The organism is Cohnella yongneupensis, from assembly GCF_042655785.1.
Taxonomy (GTDB): Bacteria; Bacillota; Bacilli; order Paenibacillales; family Paenibacillaceae; genus Cohnella; species Cohnella yongneupensis.
Genome location: NZ_JBHSNC010000045.1, coordinates 34,192 through 53,623 on the forward strand (window position 1 = coordinate 34,192; position 19,432 = coordinate 53,623).

The 19,432-nt window shown below is 51.3% G+C and carries 16 protein-coding genes and 1 pseudogene; 5 read left to right on the top strand and 12 right to left on the bottom strand.

What is annotated here, in order from left to right:
- The first annotated feature begins 125 nt into the window (after window positions 1-125).
- Window positions 126-1,505 (top strand): glycosyltransferase family 4 protein, encoded by a 1,380-nt coding sequence (locus ACFPQ4_RS14655; RefSeq protein ID WP_378112620.1) that lies wholly within the window; start codon window positions 126-128, stop codon window positions 1,503-1,505.
- Window positions 1,506-1,647: 142 nt separating this feature from the next.
- On the opposite strand, the gene ACFPQ4_RS14660 is transcribed toward ACFPQ4_RS14655, so the two are convergent.
- The 8 genes from ACFPQ4_RS14660 to ACFPQ4_RS14695 form a co-directional block, all read right to left on the bottom strand.
- A complete protein-coding gene (locus ACFPQ4_RS14660; protein ID WP_378112621.1) occupies window positions 1,648-1,860 on the bottom strand; it encodes a cold-shock protein in 213 nt (70 codons plus the stop codon).
- Window positions 1,861-1,947: 87 nt separating this feature from the next.
- Entirely contained in the window at window positions 1,948-2,148 is a 201-nt protein-coding gene (locus ACFPQ4_RS14665) for a cold-shock protein (protein ID WP_169282690.1), read from the bottom strand.
- A 291-nt stretch (window positions 2,149-2,439) separates the two neighbouring features.
- The gene (locus tag ACFPQ4_RS14670) at window positions 2,440-3,732 is read right to left on the bottom strand and encodes a glycoside hydrolase family 125 protein (RefSeq protein ID WP_378112622.1); all 1,293 of its coding nucleotides are present in this window, start codon (window positions 3,730-3,732) and stop codon (window positions 2,440-2,442) included.
- Window positions 3,733-3,810: 78 nt separating this feature from the next.
- Window positions 3,811-5,355 (bottom strand): ABC transporter substrate-binding protein, encoded by a 1,545-nt coding sequence (locus ACFPQ4_RS14675; protein WP_378112623.1) that lies wholly within the window; start codon window positions 5,353-5,355, stop codon window positions 3,811-3,813.
- A gap of 58 nt (window positions 5,356-5,413) precedes the next feature.
- Complete coding sequence (locus ACFPQ4_RS14680) at window positions 5,414-6,340, bottom strand: carbohydrate ABC transporter permease (RefSeq protein WP_378112624.1); 927 nt, start codon at window positions 6,338-6,340, stop codon at window positions 5,414-5,416.
- A gap of 12 nt (window positions 6,341-6,352) precedes the next feature.
- The gene (locus tag ACFPQ4_RS14685) at window positions 6,353-7,255 is read right to left on the bottom strand and encodes an ABC transporter permease (protein WP_378112625.1); all 903 of its coding nucleotides are present in this window, start codon (window positions 7,253-7,255) and stop codon (window positions 6,353-6,355) included.
- Window positions 7,256-7,402: 147 nt separating this feature from the next.
- On the bottom strand, window positions 7,403-8,998 hold the full coding sequence (locus ACFPQ4_RS14690; protein WP_378112626.1) for a response regulator: 1,596 nt from the start codon (window positions 8,996-8,998) through the stop codon (window positions 7,403-7,405).
- A gap of 52 nt (window positions 8,999-9,050) precedes the next feature.
- Window positions 9,051-10,775, bottom strand: coding sequence for a sensor histidine kinase (locus ACFPQ4_RS14695; protein ID WP_378112627.1), 1,725 nt, complete (start codon window positions 10,773-10,775; stop codon window positions 9,051-9,053).
- 169 nt (window positions 10,776-10,944) lie between these two features.
- On the opposite strand from ACFPQ4_RS14695, the pseudogene ACFPQ4_RS14700 reads away from it, so the two are divergent.
- A pseudogene (locus ACFPQ4_RS14700) lies at window positions 10,945-11,064 on the top strand (VOC family protein); the annotation flags it as partial.
- A gap of 64 nt (window positions 11,065-11,128) precedes the next feature.
- Here the strand turns inward: ACFPQ4_RS14700 and ACFPQ4_RS14705 are convergent.
- A complete protein-coding gene (locus tag ACFPQ4_RS14705) occupies window positions 11,129-13,909 on the bottom strand; it encodes a glycoside hydrolase family 3 C-terminal domain-containing protein (RefSeq protein ID WP_378112697.1) in 2,781 nt (926 codons plus the stop codon).
- Between the two features lie 131 nt (window positions 13,910-14,040).
- Between ACFPQ4_RS14705 and ACFPQ4_RS14710 the strand changes: the two genes are divergently transcribed.
- The 3 genes from ACFPQ4_RS14710 (at window position 14,041) to ACFPQ4_RS14720 (ending at window position 16,359) form a co-directional block, all read left to right on the top strand.
- Window positions 14,041-14,514, top strand: a complete 474-nt coding sequence (locus ACFPQ4_RS14710; protein ID WP_378112628.1) for a YeeE/YedE family protein — start codon at window positions 14,041-14,043, stop codon at window positions 14,512-14,514.
- Window positions 14,511-14,909: a DUF6691 family protein gene (locus tag ACFPQ4_RS14715; protein WP_378112629.1), complete on the top strand. Its 399-nt coding sequence runs from the start codon at window positions 14,511-14,513 to the stop codon at window positions 14,907-14,909. Before ACFPQ4_RS14710 ends, ACFPQ4_RS14715 begins: the two co-directional genes overlap by 4 nt.
- A gap of 181 nt (window positions 14,910-15,090) precedes the next feature.
- A complete protein-coding gene (locus ACFPQ4_RS14720; RefSeq protein WP_378112630.1) occupies window positions 15,091-16,359 on the top strand; it encodes an MFS transporter in 1,269 nt (422 codons plus the stop codon).
- A gap of 40 nt (window positions 16,360-16,399) precedes the next feature.
- Here the strand turns inward: ACFPQ4_RS14720 and ACFPQ4_RS14725 are convergent, their stop codons facing one another.
- The 3 genes from ACFPQ4_RS14725 to ACFPQ4_RS14735 all read right to left on the bottom strand — a co-directional run bounded on the left by ACFPQ4_RS14725 (window position 16,400) and on the right by ACFPQ4_RS14735 (window position 19,421).
- Complete coding sequence (locus ACFPQ4_RS14725; RefSeq protein ID WP_378112631.1) at window positions 16,400-18,202, bottom strand: methyl-accepting chemotaxis protein; 1,803 nt, start codon at window positions 18,200-18,202, stop codon at window positions 16,400-16,402.
- 60 nt (window positions 18,203-18,262) lie between these two features.
- A complete protein-coding gene (locus ACFPQ4_RS14730) occupies window positions 18,263-19,069 on the bottom strand; it encodes a VCBS repeat-containing protein (protein WP_378112632.1) in 807 nt (268 codons plus the stop codon).
- A gap of 127 nt (window positions 19,070-19,196) precedes the next feature.
- Complete coding sequence (locus tag ACFPQ4_RS14735; protein ID WP_378112633.1) at window positions 19,197-19,421, bottom strand: DNA-binding protein; 225 nt, start codon at window positions 19,419-19,421, stop codon at window positions 19,197-19,199.
- Window positions 19,422-19,432: the final 11 nt, after the last annotated feature.

A 19,432-nucleotide genomic window follows, 5' to 3' on the forward strand; every position in this document is an offset into this window, starting at 1 on the left:
CTATTGTGAAAAAGGTGAATAAGTGTACTTTCTACCCTTCCGTTGCAAGCCCACCCACGAATTTAGCGTGAAGATCTCATATAGTACTTCATGAATAGATGAATCGAAGGAATGGAGGTCCTACCGTGGCGCTCAAGCCGAGGAGGAGGTCTACAACGAAGCCTAAATTTAGGCGAAGCCGGAAGAAGGGGCGCATCGGAAGAGGCAAGCCAAGACGGTTAACAAGTAAAAGGTGGCTGCGCAGGAACACTAGAAGGAAGTCTACCCGCCGGCGACGCACGCAGCTTAAGCTATTGTTCCTTACTCATGCCTTCTACCCGGAATCGTACGCCGGAACCGAGAAATTCATTCTGAACATGGCCAGGTCCATGATCCGCAAGGGACACCGCGTGAAAGTCGTCACTTATAGCCAGCTTCCTCCGGAAAATTACCCGCATGCGGTCGGCGAAGTTATCTATCGGGAATACATCCACGAGGGAGTACCTGTCGTCGCCTATCGTCACAAACAGTTCGATCCTGCCCTGAAGTTCGATGTCGGCGACAGGGGATTAAGCTTGTTCGCACGAAAAGTATTGCGCGCGGAAAAACCCGACCTCGTCCATGTCGGACATCCGATGAGAACAATGGCCTTTATGCAAGCTTGCAAACAGCTTCGGATCAAATACGTGGTCACTTTGACGGACTTTTGGTTCATCTGCCCGAAAGGCATTATGCTTCGAAACGATAAATCCCTCTGCGGGGGACCAGGCGATGGCGGCAACTGCCTAAATTACTGCCAGATTCCGAATGTTCAGCAACGACTCCAATCGCACATCCCGCTATTGCGATCGGCCAGCCGAGTTCTCTCTCCGTCCGTCTTTTTAGCTAATCTAATCAGAGGCAACTTGCCAAACCTGCCCGTAGAAGTGCTTAATCACGGTATGAAGGCGGATAACATTCGCGTGAACGAACGGATCTATCAACCCGGCGACACCCTGACGCTGTTCTACGGTGGAACGTTAGCCCCCCACAAAGGCGTCCATCTGATTCTGGAAGCGATGTCTATGATACCGACCGAGCGACTAAGACTGAAAATCTACGGTTCCGGCCAGACGGAGTATATGCAACAGTTGGAACAAGCTGCTGCCGGCTTAGACGGTCGCGTTGAGTTTTGCGGCGTATATTCGGAAAATGATCTTCCGCGCATCTACCAGGATGTCGATGTTGCCGTCGTTCCGTCGATCTGGTACGAAAATTATCCGTTAACGCTCCATGAAGCGCTGATCAGTCAGGTTCCTGCTCTCGTATCCAACGTAGGCGGGATGGCGGAGAAAGTAGCGGACGGCTTCAACGGCTTTACCTTCCGCATTGGGGAAGCCGCTCACCTCGCCGAACGAATCGGCCAATTGCTTGATAACCCGCAACTGCTTAACGATTTCAAAGCCAATATGAGAGCCGTGCAATTTCCAACACTTGAACAAGAAGCCGACACATACGAGCGTATCTATAAATCCATTGCACGATAAAATAGGTGACTGCTTTACGGGGTTCAGCCGCAGAGCAGTCACCTATATTCGTCAAAAAAAAAAAAAAAAAATGAGCCCAGCCCCAAAGGCCAAGCTCCCTCTATTTCATGGACGTCCGTTATGCATTTTTACAGCTCACTATTCACACTTTATCCTGCAAAGGACTGGTGTTCAATACCGCTGCCAGCATTTTTTCGCCTTTGACCATCTCGGAATGGCATTGGGAGCATACGGGAGAGTTTGCGAGCACGAAATTCGCCCTCATCCATCCGTTGCAGTTCTCATCTGAACAAGACCAAACGGCAGTCAACTCTTGGGGAAGATCCTCCAACGGTCTTTTTCGAGAATAATACACAGTGCATCCCTCTTTCTTTCCTTGGAATGGGTGTAGCGATAAAAAACGCCCCAAACGATAATTTCGTTCGGGGCTTGCAGTTGTAGCTTACAGTTTTACAACGTTCTCGGCTTGTGGGCCGCGGTTGCCTTGTACGATGTTGAACTCGACGCGTTGGCCTTCGTCCAAAGATTTGTAGCCGTCGCCGACGATCGCGCTGAAGTGTACGAATACGTCGTTGCCGCCTTCAACTTCGATGAAGCCGAAGCCTTTGTCTGCGTTAAACCATTTCACTGTTCCTGATTCCATAGTGATTACCACCTTAATAATATTTACATGACCTTCTTATTTTATTAGAAATAAAAAATTCACATAGCGTACAAGGTTATTGTCCTAAAAGAATAACCCTCTACGTTATGTGAATTAGGTCACGGCTTCTATATACACATCATACCACATCCCGTCCATAATAGCTACTTCCAATGGAGCAAAAGTTTATGGCGACTCAAAATGACTCTCCCCGAACGGGGAAGAACCCGACACTCTTCTGCCGGGTTCTTCGTATTTCGTCGCCTAAGCCTGCGGTTCTTGGGGAACTGCTCACTTCTTCCCGATAAACTTCATCACCAGCTCGCTGAACAGCGAATTAGACCAAGCGAACCAAGGACGGCTGAATTGCGCAGGGTCATCGCAATGGAAACCTTCGTGCATGAAGCCCGTGTCCGCGTCCGTCCGTTCCATCGTGGCGATAATGCTTTCCGTCTCCGCTTCGTCCAACGCGGTCAATCCCTGCATCGATAACGCCAAGTGCCAAACGTAGCCATCCGGGGTATGCGGACTTCCGATTCCCTTGGCGACTTTGCCGGAATAGTAATAAGGATTGCTCTTGCTGAGGATGAAGCTGCGCGTATTGAGATAGACCGGATCGTCTGCTTCGCAATAACCCAAATACGGCGCGGACAGCAGGCTCGGGATATTCGGATCGTCCATGAGCACGTAGTTGTTCATCCCGTCCGTCTCGTAAGCGTAGATCGTACCGAACTCCGGATGCTCGACTTTACCGTACTTGTCGATGCCGTCGCGGATTTCTCCGCCCAGTCTCTTGGCATCGGCGATCAACGTTACCGCTGCCGGCAACAGTACCGCTGCCATCTCGGCGACATAATCAAGAACGACGGCCGCGAACATGTTCGACGGAATGAGGTAGCCGTACGTGCAAGCATCGTCGCTCGGACGGAAGCCCGACCAGGTCATTCCCGTGTAAGCGACCGGAGCGCCATGGCCTTCGTGGGAAAGCGTATCGTAAGGAGCCCACGGATTCAGACGATCGAACTTGTATGGGGAACGCTCCGCATGGTATTGCTCGGTCGTCCACAGCGCGATGATCGCTTCGGCCGCTTGCCAAAACTCCGCGTCAAGATGGTTCGCGCTGCCGGTTTCTTTCCATAACCAGTAAGCCAACCAGATCGGATAACAGAGGGAGTCGACTTCGTACTTACGCTCCCAGATGAACGGAGTCATATCGGTCAGGTCCGATTGGTGGCCCGCGCCGTTAGCCGTTTCGTTGTATGCGTTGGCGTACGGATCGTGAAGGATGAACCGGACTTGGCGCCGGATCACGCCCGTCAGCATCTCCAGTATTTCTTGGTCGTGCGACGCGAGACTCAAGTACGGATGCACTTGAGCCGCGGAATCGCGCAGCCACATGGCCGGAATGTCGCCGGTTATGACGAAAGTCGTTCCGTCGGGTTGCGGCTTCAGCGTCGTAAGATACGTATTCGGGTAACAATTCGCGAACAATTCGGCTAGCTTCGGACGGCTAGCAAGAAGTTCTTGAACTTCGCTGATCTTATTTTGCATCGACTTCGGAATTTCTAATTGAACGCTTTGCATATAGGCCGTTCTCCTCATGATGAATAGAATGAAAGCCCGAGGAGGCAATCCCTCGGGCTCTTAACTCATACGATCGAATTACTTCTTGGAAGCCAGGTAAGCGTCCAATTGTTTTTGTTTCTCGGCGATGATCTTGTCTACGCCGGCGTCTTTCAGCTTAGCGGTGTATTTAGCCATCGCTTCTTCCGGATCTACGGAACCGGTGTACAGCGCCGTTTGATATTGGCTGTTCACGTTGACGACTGCGGCGATTTCGCTCTTGACCGGTTCGCTGTCGAACGTGAAGCCGATCGCAGGGGAAGCTTTGCCGCTAGCGTTGAACGCTTTGAACTTGTCCCACTTCTGCGGATCTTCGTTCGGTTGCAGGTAGTTCAGGAATTGGTTTCCGAACATCCAAGAGGAACCAAGGTTGTACGTCTTAGCGCCTTTAGTCGTGTCGATTACTTCGTCGGACTTCTTGTCGTAGTGCTCGCCTTCGATACCGAAGTTAAGCAAGTTGTTCAAGTATTTGTCCGTGTGGAGCAAGTTGATGAACATCATCGCGCGCTCCGGATCGCCGGACGTGCGGGAGATCGCAAGCATGGAGCCCGTCGTGTCGCCCGTGCTGATCGTCGGTCCGGCAAGCTCGATTTGGATCCATGGAAGACCCGTGGATGCCGTAAGCTCCGCGTCTTTGCCCGGCTTCAAGCTTTCAGCCTTAGCGAATACGTTGCCGGCTTTCATTTGATCGCCCGGGAATACTTTCGTCGTAGCCGCATCTTGGTTGATGTAGCCCTTCAAGTACCAGTCGCGAATCATGTTGATGCGTTCTTTCGTTTCAGGCAAATCGAGCTCGTTCACGACTTGCGTGCTCGTTTGGTCCTTGATCACGATTCCCGGAACCGAGGAGTCGCCCATGTAGTCCCACTGGTTAATCATGTTGACGCCGTTCTCAGGTCCGAACATGTAGTATGGAATCATTTTCGGTTCTTTTTCTTTGATCAGCTTGAAGATCGGCTCCATATCGGCAATCGTCTTCACTTGGGACAGATCGATGTTGTATTTCTCTACGATGTCTTTACGAAGCGCCAAGCCTTTAGTCGCCGCCAGCTCTTTGTTCGTCGGAACGCCGTAGTTTTTGCCGTTAATTTTGGAGCCTTCGAGGAACAACGGATCAAGCGTCTTCAAAATGTCTTGGCCGTTCGACTGCAACAGCTCGTCCAACGGAAGGAATGCGCCTTTTGCCACGTTCGTGGAATAGCCGTTCCATGCCGCGGTGAAGATGATGTCCGCTTCTTCGCCGGAAGCGATCATGAGGTTCATCTTGTCGCCCCATGCGCCCCAATCGATTGGCTTGAGTTCGATCGTAGCGTTGATCTTGTCTTTCAGATACTCGTTCATCTTCGCTTCGACTTTCTTCTGGTCAGGCTGCGCGGAGCCTGGGAAGTACATCGTCAGATTATACGGCTTCAAGGAAGCCGCTCCGGATGCGCTTTGGCTAGCAGCCGGGCTGGAACCTGCGGGGCTTGCCGCGCCGTTGCTGTCGTTACCCGAATTTTTGTCGCCGCAAGCGGCCAACGTTAACGAACTCGCAAGCACCATAGTTGCTGCAATTGCCGTAGATTTTTTTCTCATGAGACTCATGGATGAATGCCCCCCTAAGATGATGACTATTTGTATATGCTAACCGGAAATTCCGGGATTAGCCTTTCACGGCGCCAACGGTTAACCCTTTGACGAAGAAGCGCTGGAAGAACGGATACGCGAGCATCATCGGACCGATGCCGACGACGCACATCGCCATGCGGACCGTCTCGCTCGGCAAGTTGAGCAAGCCGCCGGACGCGCTGATGCTTTGGGTCGCGTTCGGGTTGGAGGTCAAATACTGAATGTTCAGCATCGTCTTGTACATCAAGTACTGCAAGCTGATCTTATCCTCGGTCGTGATGAAGATCATGCTCAGGAACCAGTCGTTCCAATAGGTTAACGTCGTGAACAACGCGACGGTAGCCAGCACGGGAAGCGACAGAGGAAGCACGATGCCCCAGAAAATCCGGAACTCTCCCGCTCCGTCGATGGTCGCGGATTCGAGCACCTCCGAAGGAATCGAAGAAGTGAAGAACGTCTTCATCAGGAGCACGAAAAACGGCGATATAAGAAGCGGAATAATAAGCGCGAGCAGCGAGTCTTTCAAGTCCAAGTACTGTACGTAAGTTAAGTAGAATGGAACAAGTCCTCCGCTGAAGAGCATCGTGAAGAAGACGTAGAACGTGAACGCTTTGCGCGCCGGGAAATCTTTGCGCGAGATCGGATAGGCGAACAGCGCCATCATGATCACGCCGACCAATGTTCCCGCCACGGTAATGAAAGTAGAGTAACCGTATGCTTTAACGATCGATAGCCAATTGTCCCTGAACAGGAATTCGTAAGCGAACCCGCTGAATTTCTCCGGGAAGAACTGATAGCCGTGAAGAAGCACGGAGTCTTCGTTCGATAGCGATACGACTATGACGAGCAGAACGGGCAATACGCACGCGAGCGAGTAGAGCCAGAAAAATCCGTGAACGATGACGTTCGCTAGCGGCGATATGGAATTGGTTCGCGACGGTTTCAATGCTGCCGATGCCATCTTTCGCACCTCCTAGAACAATGCATTCTCTTTGCTGAATTTGCGGACGACGAAGTTGGACATGAGCACGACCACGAAACCGACAGCCGATTGGTACAAGCCCGCGGCGGAGGATAATCCGATGTCTCCGCTTTGCAGGAACGTGCGGTAAACGTAAGTATCGATGACGTTCGTCGTCGGGAACAACGAGCCGGAATTTAGCGTTACTTGGTAGAACAAGCCGAAGTCCGAGAAGAAGATACGTCCGATCTGCAGTAATGTCATTACGATCATGACGGGAGCTAGCAGAGGCAGCGTAATCTTGACCATCTGCTTCCATTTGCCCGCACCGTCGATCAACGCTGCTTCGTAGTATTCTTCGGAGATGCCCAGTATCGCGGCCAGATAAATAATCGCGTAGTAGCCGATTCCTTTCCAGACGTTGACTAGCGGAAGGATGAAAGGCCACAAATCCGGATTGCTATACCAATCGACCGGGGTCAGCCCCATTCTTGTCAGCGCCGTGTTGATCAACCCGTGCTCCTGACTCATGAACGCATATCCGATATAACTGACGACGATCGCGGACAGGAAGAACGGCAAGAACATGACGCCCAGGTACACCTTCGGCAGAAATTTGCTCTTCAGCTCGTTAAGCAAAATCGCGAGTCCGACGCCGATAATAAGGTTGAGAATAATGAATACGGCGTTATAGAGTAGGGTGTTCCGGGTTATGATGTACGCTGCGTCCGTTTTGAATAAATATTTGAAGTTTTCGAAGCCGCTCCACGGGCTTCCGAGAATCCCGTCCGTGTAATTGATCTTCTTGAACGCGATAATGATTCCCATCATCGGAATGTAGTTGTTGACCAGCAGGACCAACGCCGCCGGTAAGGTCATCAGATAGAACGGCCAAAATTTCCTGACGTGCTTCATGCTGCCTTGGCTCCTTTCGCTTCCCTGAATCCAGTATAGGACGCGCCGCCTCCCCCCATTATCTAATTCGGTTACTTGTACATCACTTCGGTGACTATTTTCGCCGGCAAATCAAAAGACTGACCCGAGGGCCAGTCCCGATTGTTCCTATTGATACTGTTTGCGGTATTCGAACGGCGTAAGCCCGACGGCTTTCTTGAAAATTTTCGCAAAATGGGAATCGTGCAAATAACCGAGCGACTCCGCAATGAAGCTGACTTTCATATTGGTGTCTACGAGCATCCGCTTCGCCTTGTTCATCTTCGCTTCGAGCACGTACTCGGACAGCGAGCGCCCCGTTTCTTTTTTGAACCATCGGGACAAATACGCCGCATTCAGCCGGACATGCTCCGCGATCTGTTCCCTGGACAGGTCGTCCGTCAGATGGTCTTCGACATACTGCTGGACTTTGACGAGCATGGCGGATTTGCCTTGGCTGTTCTCGCCGATGTACTTCGCCGCTCCCGACAGTAAAATCGCCGCGTTCTTCTGTAGCTGGACGATCGACCGAGGATGCTGCAGCAGCTCCTCAAGGACGCCGGGACGGTATACTTCTCGAATGAACACGCCTTTGTTGTGAAAAACTTGATACAACAAATTGATCAATCCGAAATAATACGCGTCCATCGATTCTTGATCCGCCGAAGAACGAAGCTTGTCGATGCTCTCGTCGAGTCTTAACAGCAATTCCCGCTCCTTGCCCGTTTCCAGCAGCGCGCCCCAATCCGAGAATGCCGGAGAAGCTTGCAATTGTACCTGCGGCAATGGTTCCTCGCTTAACAGCTGAACGGAGCACACGTTGGATACGTTCGCTTTCTCCATGGCGAGCAGCGATTCGTATACGCCGGCTATTCGCGTTACGGGGGTCGGCTCGGCGATATAGCAGCTTAGCTTGCAGCGAAAATGTTCCTGAGAGAACCGCACGTAAGTCCGGGCTTCTTCTCTTACGGCTTCTACCTCTCCCGATTCTCCGCTCCCATATAGCAGAACAAGATTCAACCCTTCCGCGATGCCGACGACGATACCCGCTCTCTTGTCGAGGAACGTTTCCTCCGCCGCTTTTCGCAGCGCGTACCCCATGATTTCCTCGTCCCGCTGGCTCAAAATTTCCTGCCACTGCTCGATGCTGACCAGAATCGGCATCACCAAGCTGTCTCCCCTTAGAGGAAGCTGATGCGCGCGAAAATGTTCGTTCCACTCTTCTGCCTTGGGAACGATCCGGTATTGGACGATATCCTGCCACAAGCGCTCCGTCACGACGGGCTTCTGTTTCTGGTACAGGCTTTGGTACAGCTCGTAGTTCTCGTGTACGGCTTCCTGCCGTTTCACCTGCTCGATCTTCTCCAACGCTTTATCGATCGCCGTCTGAAGAACGTCGTGTTCGACCGGCTTCAGCAAGTAATCCAAGCTGCCTTCCTGGATCGCCTTCTGCGCGTACTCGAAGCTGGCATGCCCGGTCAGGAATATCGTCTTCACGCCCGGGCAATGCTCGTTGGCCCATGCCAACAGCTCCAACCCGTTCACTTCGGGCATCTCGATATCGCAGATCATCAGATCGATCGCGACGGACTGCATGATTTCCATGGCGTCGTCCGCGTCATAAGCGACGTGCGGAGGACCGAATCCGTTCGCCTCCCAATCGATTCCTTTCACGATTCCCCGAATCGCAACGGGCTCGTCGTCGACGATCAACACTTGCAGCATAGTCTATTCCTCCTTTAGCGTTTCCAACGGAAACGCGCTTCGTAAGCACCGGCTATGCCGATTCTCTCGGAAGATAGATGCGCGCCTCCGCGCCTCCGTCTTCCCCGTTGCGGAACTCGACCCGCGCTTGGTTCCCGTATTGAATATTCAAGCGATGCATGACGTTCCATATCCCGATATGGTCATTATCCGTTCGGTCGTAATAGCTCCCCGTTTGAAGCTGCGCGAGCATGTCCGGCGGAAAACCGACTCCGTTATCGCTAATGACCGCAAGCAACCGATCCTGGCTCTCGGGGTCTCTCGACACGCGTATGTTCACTTCGAACGGCTTCTTCATCTTTTTGAACCCGTGAATGATGGCGTTCTCCACGAAAGGCTGCACGACAAGAGGCGGAATAACGAAGGGCTCCCACTCTTCCGGCAGCTCTATCTCATACCGCAGCCGATCTTCGAATCGCAGCTGTTGAATCTCGAGATAGTTGCGAATGTGCTGAATTTCCTCTTGGAGCGTGATGTTCTTCCCGTTCGTCTTAATAATGAACCGGAAATATTCGGCCAGATGCACGGAAAGCTTCTTGACCGACGAGAAGTCTTCGAGCACCGCCATGTTATACACCAAGTTCAAGCTGTTCATATAAAAATGCGGGTTGATCTGCACTTGCAAATGCTTGAACTCCGCCTGCTGCACGCGCAGCTTCTCCTCGTACACGTGGATGGTCAAATCCTGCATTTCCTGAGCCATTTTGTTAAAGGATTGCGCCAAATAGGCGAACTCATTCGTCTTGTCGGGCATCAGGCGTACGTCCAGCTTGCCTTGCCCGATTTTGCGCATGCCTCCGATCAAGCCGGCGACCGGATTCATGAACAGCCGTTTCATGAAGAGCAGGAATAGCAGCATAATAACGACGGCCCCGAGCGGCAGGAAGTAGATCGCCCTTTGGAAGTAGAACAGCTCCTTGAGCATTTGTTGTTCCGGAATCAGCTTAGCGAAATAGACGTCGGCGATCTTCGATTTTTGCCCGAGCATGAGATACTTCTGCTTGCCGTCTATGACGGTCTGATAACCGTCCGCCAAACCCGCCATCTTGGATTGAACGGCTTGCAGCGTCTCTTCGGACAATGTCGCTTCCGTTAGCGGCTTCCCTTGCGCGGTAAGGAGCAGCGCCTGGCCGGTATCTTCCGCGTTGTCCGGATTGAGCGGAGCCGCGAACTTCGCGAGGTCGATCCACGAGCCTACGTAAACCTCTTTGTTCGCCTTAACGACTTGAACAAGAAAGTATCGCCCGCCCGCGCTCACGATCTCCCAATTTTGTACGCCTTTCTCCTCGTAGTCGCGGATCACCTTAGCAATATTGGACTTTATCATTGCCTCTTTGGCGTAATAGTCGGTTTGGGTCGCGACAGCCAGGTCATCGACGTCCCGCTTATACATGAACAGGGCATCCAGGCTGCTGTTCAAATAAATGTCCGTGCTGAACTTATTGACGATCGCGATGCGCGTCAACACGTAATCCGTCGTGCCGACCGGATAATAATTAAGCGTATTAATATCAAAGTCGGAGAACGCCTTCGTGGACAAATATTTGCTCGTTTCCTGCAATGCGCTATCTATTTGATCCACGTAAGGGGTCAAGAGCGCATTGTTCGTCGAAGCAACCTTGTTCCGGACGACGTTCATCGAATAGATGTTGTTATAGAACAAAAACGCGATTAACGGAATACACATCAGACATATGCCGATAAAAAACTTGAAGCTCAGAGAGTGGCGCAGTTTCATGTTGTTATCCCTATCTCCCTTATTTTCCGTAAAAATTCATCGTAATCCTCGGCGTGCGCGAGTGTCAACCCGCATGATCTCAGCATTTACTTCCAGTCGGTTATATATCAAAAAAGAAAAGTAAACCTAGAAAGAAACATATAAAACTGTCGAAGCATTGGAGGAAATTATGGGAAGAATCGTTCATTTCGAAATTCATGTAGAAGATATGGAGCGTGCGAAAGGATTTTATGGAGAGGCATTCGGTTGGACGTTCGAGGATTGGAGCGGTTATGCCGGCATGCCGTTTGAGGCCTGCGCCCAATTAGAAAAAATCCGTGCCTCTTTCGACACGGATTCCCATAGCACGGACGTTACAACCGCATAAACTCGATCCACTCGATCTTCATACCCGGTTTGACAAAATCCAGCTTCAGCTCGTAAAGCCCCGCCAACAATTCGATCTTGCCAAGCTTTTGCTTGATCCAAGCGCCTTCCGTTCCGTTCGTCTGAACGGTCGTCATCAATCGATCGTTCAGGAATACGTTGCAAGCGCTTTGTGCCCAAGCGAATTCCGAAGACATAAGGCGAACGGTGATTCGATAGACGCCGGACTGTTCGACGCTTACGAAGCGAGGTCCATCGGCTGTAACGTTGACTTGTGCATCCGCGGATAACGAATGCGCTTGTTCCGCTGTCAGCGAAGCATTCGGTTCGAAGCGTTCAACCTTTTCCTCCGTCGTCAGTTCCCGAGAGAACACCGGAGCCTGCATCAAAAATCGGCAAATGTTCATCGCGCTGCGCTGCAATTCCCCGCGGGTCAAAGTGCCGTTATCCAACGAGGCCAACGTATTGTCTCCCCACACGTTGGATTCCGCTCCATAGTTAGTCACAACCATATAGAGGTCGTTTTGCGAGCGAACCATCCAGTTCGTGTTTTTCCGACTCGCTGCGCCTCCATGAACGGAATCGTTCATAACAGCCCACCAGTCCGTCATCACGATGCCTTGGAAGCCCCATTCTCCGCGCAAAATCGTCGTATTCAGATCATAATTGGATGCCGTCCAATGCCCGTTGAGGGGATTATACGCCGTCATGATCGAATTAGCGCCGCCCTGCTTGACCGCGATTTCGAACCCTCTTAAGTAAATTTCCCTTAGCGCGCGTTCGGATACGACGGCATTGACCGTGTGGCGATACTTCTCCTGGTTATTGCAAGCAAAGTGCTTCAGCGTGGCATTCGAGCCGCCCTTCATAATTCCGCGCGTGCACGCAGCCGCGAACATCCCGGTAACGAGCGGATCCTCCGAAAAATATTCGAAATTTCGCCCGTTGAGCGGACTGCGGCGAATGTTCAAGCCAGGTCCGAGCAAAGCGTCGATATTGTTGCTCAATAGTTCTTTTCCTTCGAGCACGTAAAGCTCTTCGACCAAATCGGTGTTCCACGTTGCGGCGAGCAGCGTTCCGATCGCGACTTGCGTCGCCTTATGCCCGCTGTCCATCCGAATACCGGATGGTCCGTCCGCCGAACAAGCAAGCGGAATCCCGTAACCGAGAAGACCTTCGCTTACGCCGCCGAAAGCCGAAGCTGTACCCGGCGTAACGAGCGGGCTGCTCATGCCCTCTCCTCGGACGATCGCCGCCAAATCCTCGTCGCTAAGCTGAGCGATGAACGTTTCCATGCTTACTTTTCCGTCATTGACGTCACTTAGCTTGTGTCCTTGATCTCCGGTTTGCTTCAAGGTCGCGGGGAGATTGCTTTGGATGCGCTCCGCGAGCGAAACCTTGCGCGTCGGCACCTCTTCCGCTGCGAGCTCGTACGTACCGTCGGCTTTGCGGACGCCGGGTTTCATTCTTGCATAACTCTCTGTCGGCGCCAGCGCCTCGGCAAGCTGCTCCACGACTTGAAGGGTTGCCACTGTGTAGCCGCTGTGACCCTGTACGCTTACTTCCGTCACATTCCTTACGCTGTTCCCGACATACAGACGGTACGTTCCGGCCTCCAAGACATAAGCCGAAGCATGTCCCGTAACGCCGCCATCGTCGTAGGAAGCCATCGCATCAATTGGGAAGCTTACCGAAAGGCGCTGCGATTCGCCCGGTTGAAGCGCTTTGGTCTTCGCGAAGGCCACCAAAGCTTTCGCCGGCTGGCCCAGCTTTCCTTGCGGCGCTTCATAATAAACCTGAACGACTTCTTTGCCGGCATAGGTTGATCCGATATTTGTCACGGTTACGCCGATCTCGATATGTTGTTTTCCCTCAGTGACGGCCAATTGTGCTTCCTCAGTCTTCATTGCAAACGAGGAGTAAGATAGCCCGTAACCGAATTCGAACTGTACCTTTTCCGGACAGAAAGTCTCGAAGTAGCGGTAACCCACATAGATATCTTCTTCGTAAACATTGGTGAGCTCGTTCCCGTAATTGCGAGTCGAAGGATAGTCGGCTATGGAATAAGCGATCGTATCCGTCAATTTACCGCTCGGCGTAACGTCTCCGGCCAATACGTCGGCGATGGCGTTACCGCCTTCCATCCCGCCATGCCAAGCATAGATTACGCTTCGGATCGGATGCACGTAATTCGCGTCATCCAGCCAGCTCATATCGATAATATTCGATACGTTCAACACGACTGCGACTTGCTCGAACTGAGCCGTTACCCGCTTCAGCATCTCTATCTCTTCCGAAGTCAGTCGATAGCTGCCCGGAGCATCGGCATTATCCTGGTCTTCTCCCGCCGTGCGTCCGATGACGACGATCGCTTTGTCGGATTGGTTTCTCGCTTCAGACACCAGTTCATCCGATAAAGGCATCTCCTTCTGGTGCCAAGGCTCCGCCGCCCATCCGCCCCCGCCGTTATCAAAGGGATGCTCCGCAATCCACTTCTCGTATACCGCAGCTAATTGTTCATTGATCTGGATATGTTTCTTACTCCGTAATCCCTCTAGCAGGTTGGTCGTGTAGACGACATTGACGCTACCGCCGGACCCCGTGCCGCTGCGGTAGTAATTAATTTGCGTTCTGCCGAAAACCGACACGCGCTCGTTAGGTTGAATAGGTAGAACCTGGCCTTCGTTCTTGAGCAGTACCGCGCCTTCCGCCGATACCTTACGGCTAAATTCAGCAAAACCCTCTAATGGAGATCCTAGTGTTTGCATGCTCAATTTATAAAGCCTCCCGATTTCATCTGCATCTTTCATAGTAACAAATTATAAGCGAAAGTTTAAATCGTCCCTCTTCAACATGGTAATATTAGGATGAATCAATAACGATCGGGGAGGTTTTATCGTTGTCCTTATTTCACGACCAGCCGGAATGGTACTATCTAGGGCCCTTATTCGGAATTACGGTTGCAGCCATGTACGCGGTATCCAATAAACCGTTGGGAGCTACCGGATTTTACGCGCAGCTCACGGATAAGCTCCTCGGTCGTCCGATGAAAGAAGCCTGGCGACTTTGGTACTTGCTCGGCGTAATGCTTGGCGGTATGTCTGGCGCATGGATTAGCGGAAATGTCGGCCCGGCCTCCTATTATGGGAAGTTAGGAGATTTGCTTACGCTCCCGGCCCTTATTCCTATCCTGTTCATCGGCGGCGTGCTAATGGGGATCGGCGCCCGCTCGGCCGGCGGTTGTACTTCAGGTCATGGCTTATGCGGAACATCCACGTTATCTCCGGGCAGTATCGTATCGACTATCGTATTTTTCGGCGTAGCCGTTATCGTAACTTGGATTCTTAACCTTGTAACCGGAGGTACCTTATGAAGCTAACGGGATTCCTATTCGGCATAGCATTCGGATTTCTAATCGCTTTAGCGCAATTTACGGATTACGACGTCATCCATCAAGGACTATTGATGAAGCACGCGTACATCTATCTCGTCATGGCTTCGTCGGTCGTCGTATCGATGCTGTTGTTGATGCTGTTAACGAAGCTGAAATGGCGCACACTGCTAGGCGGCCCGCTGAAGCTAACGAAGCTACCGGTCCGCAAGCATCATATTTGGGGCGGTGCTCTCTTCGGCATCGGTTGGGCCATTACCGGAACATGCCCGACCGTGTCGGCAGCGATGGTCGGCACGGGCAAGCTTCTCGGTCTGAGCGTAATGGCGGGGTTGTTCGTGGGGGTGCTGGTGAAGGATGCTTGGAGCAAGCATTGAAGGGCAACACCACTCATTCGGAGTAAAAAAAGACTGGGGAACATCGATTGTCCTGCGCTTTCCGATTCAGGAGGAATCGGCGGGGAAATAATACGCCTACGCTGAAAATTTTCCCGATTGCTATACGTCACCTTTCATAGTACTGTTGGTTGATGGACTAGCATCAGGAGGCACCTGCCAAATGAGATTCGCCGCATCCGCTCTAGCCGACTGGAAGGGTTGGCCACGCAACGTACGGTTATTTTTCTTATCTAACATGCTCTATCAATTCGGCACGGGCTTGTTCTCGGTCTTATACAATCTGTATATCCACGAGCTCGGCTATGCCGACGCCATGAGCGGTACGGTCGTCAGCATGCAGTCGCTAGCCACTGCCCTGTGCTTCCTTCCGATCGGACTATTCGGCGACCGCGTAAGTCGCAGACGAATGCTCATGATCGGCGCGTTAGGCAGCGGAATCCTCTTAACGTGTCGCTCGCTGCTCGAATCGGAGAGCAGTTTGCTGATCCTGGCCGTTCTTACGGGATTATTCGCTACCGCCTTCCAAGTGCTGGCGATTCCTTTCCTTGCCGATAATGTGGCCAAGTCGGAGCGCTTGCGGATATTCAGCATTTACTCCGCGTTCGTACTTGCTTCGCAAGTGGCGGGCAGTCTCAGCGGAGGCGTCGTCTCCGATCTTCTGCACTACGCCGGCTTTAGCGAAGTGCTATCGCTAAAGCTCGTCTTGCTTGCCGGCGGGATCGCTACCTTATTCGCATACCTGCCGCTGCAGACGATGCGCAATTCCAACTTTCAGCGCACCGAGGTTTCTACCGACGTGACCCTGACATCCGCCCCGCCGCAACAACAGGCGCGGGAGCCACGGGAACTCGGATTCATCCTCAAGTTCGCGGCCGTACAGCTCATCATCGGGATCGGTTCCGGCTTAGTCGTTCCGTACCTGAACTTGTATTTCACGAATCGCTTCGAAGTCTCGCTCAGCGGCATGAGCCTTTTGCTTGCGCTCGGTCAAGTGATGACGATTCTCTCGATGCTCATTGGACCGACTTTAGCCAATCGGATCGGACAAGTGAAAGCGATCGTCGTTTTCCAGACGCTCTCGCTGCCGTTCCTGCTGCTAACGGGATTCACCAATTTGCTTCTCGTAGCTTCGATCAGCTTCCTATTCAGGCAAGCCTTAATGAACGCGGCTAATCCGCTCGTATCCGCCACGCTTATGGACCGGGTCTCCCCCGCGAAGCAAAGCTTGGCGAACTCCTGCATCCAAACCGCCTTCATGCTCGGATGGGCGACGATGGGACCCGTTCAAGCGTATATCGTATCCACCCATGGTTACTACAGGGGATATGCGATTACGTTCAGCATTACGGGCGCATTATATGTAACGGCCTCTATACTTATTTTCTTGATGTTCCGCGAGAGAACCAAAAAAGACCGAATGATGGCGTAATGCCGTCACTCGGTCTTTTTACATGATTAGGTTCAGTTTCTTACGCTACTTTGTCGCTTTCCACTGCCTGCGCATCGTCCTCGACGATTTCATCTACGCTTGCTTCGACGATTTCTTCGACAGACTCGTCTTCGATTTTAAACGCCCTTAATTCCTGATACAGCTTTTGCGATAATTCATTGATGTCGACCGCTTGCTGGGCGATTCCGCGAATCGCATTGTCCTGCTGAACGCTGGTAGCATTTACTTCCTGAACTCCCGCCGCGGTTTCTTCCGCAATCGATGCCACGTTTTGAACGATTTCGGCAAGTGTCGCGTTTTTAGCTTGGGTCGTATCTACCTTGTGATGAATTTGCCCGATCTGCGTGCTGATTTCCTGGATCGATTGGTCGATCGCGGTAAAGGAGAACAGCGTATCGGCTACTTTATGATCCTGTTCCTCCAAGCTTACTTTCGTCTCGAGCATATGATTGCGGAAGTTTTCCATGCCGGCGTGTAATTCATCGATCATTACGCCAATATGCACGGACGACTCCTTCGTCTGTACCGACAGCAGCCTTACTTCCTCGGCAATAACCGCAAAGCCTTTGCCATGGACCCCCGCTCGTGCCGCCTCGATAGCCGCATTCAACGCAAGAATGTTCGTTTGGTTCGATACGTCCGTAATGGAATTCGTAATATGGGAGATTTTCGTCGATAGCTCGGTTAGTCTGCTTAACGCCTCATAAACTTTACCGATAGAGTCACGGGAAAATTCGGAAGCTTTCTGCAGCTCGGTAACGACCGCAGCCCCTTTTCGCGTATTTCGATTGGCATCTTCGCTTGTCTTCAGCATAGCTCCGGTATATTCCGTGATGTCATGGATTTCCCGGTGCAGCTCTTGAATCAGATTGGCGCTTTGCTCCGTTTGCCCTGCCTGTTGCTCCGTGCCTACGGAAATTTCCTGTATGGTCTTCACGATATCTTGATTCGCATGGGCGGTGATCGATGAGGATTGTTGAAAAGAATGCGAGTACGCCGCAAGCGAAGAGGCAACGGAATGCGTTTGTTGAAGCATGTCCCGTACTCTGATCACCATATGGTCGAAATGATCGCTCAGGCGGCCTAACTCGTCGTTCGAAGAAGATTGAATTTGATGCCGCAAATCTCCCTCGGCTATTTTCCGCAGCGCCGATTGTAGCCTGCCCACCGGAATTAAGAAGGAACGGATCAACAATATCGCAATCACGATCGTGAAAATAAAGACGAATACCGCCACGTACGTGGAAATCGACATCGTCCGGTTCAGCAAATCAAACGAATGGCTCTGCGCTTGGTCGGCATTATCGGCAGCAGCAACGTATAATTGTTCGTTAAGCGTTAGTATCGTTTGAATCGAATCAAGAGCTTTCGTATGTAACCCGTCGATTTTTTCCAGAACGTCCAAGGGGTCCATTTCCGTGTCGTTCATCGTAGTGACTATTTCGTCAAAGTTGGCGGTATACTCCTTGGCCTGGCTTTGCAATTGCTGTAATGCTTGGTAGGAATCCGTATCGACCTTAAAGTTGATGGATGCCATCTCGTCGAAAAGCTGTTTTTGCGCCTCTGCGAATAGATCGACGGCTTCCAAATCGCTCGATTTGGCCACGGCAGACTCCAAGGTGTTCATTTGCTGCAGCGACTGCGTCACTTTGGCTACGGCGATTCTATTCTCCATCTCTACCTTTTGCGATTCCATCGACACTTCTACTTGCTTCGTTTTATTCCCTTGGTAAATGGCCGTTCCCGCGAATAGTAGAGCAACGACCGCGAAACTTAATATTAACTTCCATTTCATCGAAAGATGTACGATCTTTTCCCTCATCCTGACATCCCCCAGCTAGGCCCATTTAACTATCAGCTTATGGGTCTGGTATTATCTCCCTTACCTTTTTGTGTTATCGCAATGTAAATAATCGTTTAAACGAGTGATATCGACAAGGATATCATTACCGTTAACGGATGCCCATTGAAACAAAGGGATAAATTTAGAGGTTTGTGAGTCCCAGTTTAAGGGGGGTTGCAAATAACCCAACACGTCGGCATTATACAAACCGATCACGCGTTGGAAAGGCCATATTTCGTATACTCCGTCCCCTTGCAGGTCGATCGGATAAGCTCCGCTTACGCCCATCACGCTGCCCTCAACCGGTTTTTTCAACTTCCCTTTCGAGTCATACAAATCAGACAAGTACGACGGATCGCGCTGGCTGATGTCCAGTAGATATTCTTTCTTCAACGATCGGTTTACGATTCGAACCTTGTAGTTGTCCTCATAGCTAACAGAGGCGTCGCTGTATGTTTCGTAAAACCAATCGTTGTTATAGAGCTCGTGAAACACGTTCTGCATAAAGGAATAAATGAAATTATATGTGAAGGCGCCGCTGCCACCAGACTCGATGCTTACCAAAATATCATCCACGCGATCTCCAGTAAAATCACCTAAGAAGAGCCGAGGATTATAACCTGCATTGTCCTTCGGTTGTTTAGTGTATCTTGCACCGCTTCGACCATCCATAACGGTTAGTTGTATATTCTCGATAAAGGAACTGTTGATGTCTCCCGTAGGATTACCTGTCAAATAAACCTGGTCTGGCGTTCCATCCCCGTTTACATCTCCCCACTTCGCATCCAATACGACAGTGCCGGCTCTGAACACGTAGTGACTTCCCCAGATATGCGCACCAGCCATAATGATGATTCCACCTCTCCGCATTTGCCCTGCTTAGCATCTTATGCCATGGGCGAGCGGGAGGTTTCAGCGCCTGAACAATGCCGTCAACAAAAAAAACTCCGACCTCATGAGGTCGGAGTTAAAATCACAACTTTACTAACTCTTCTATTTCACTCTTCAATAAAAGGTACCTATGAACGCTTCTCTTGATCGGCACTTTGGTTAGACTGCTTTTATCTGCATAGGTTTTCATTTGATCTTTAGAAAGGCCTAACAAAGTACCTGCTTCCATAACGGTTAACACAACTTCATTACTCGTTGCATTAAAGGTTTTTTTCACTTTAAGGTTCCAGTCTTCGAATACATTCATAGATCGGCGCA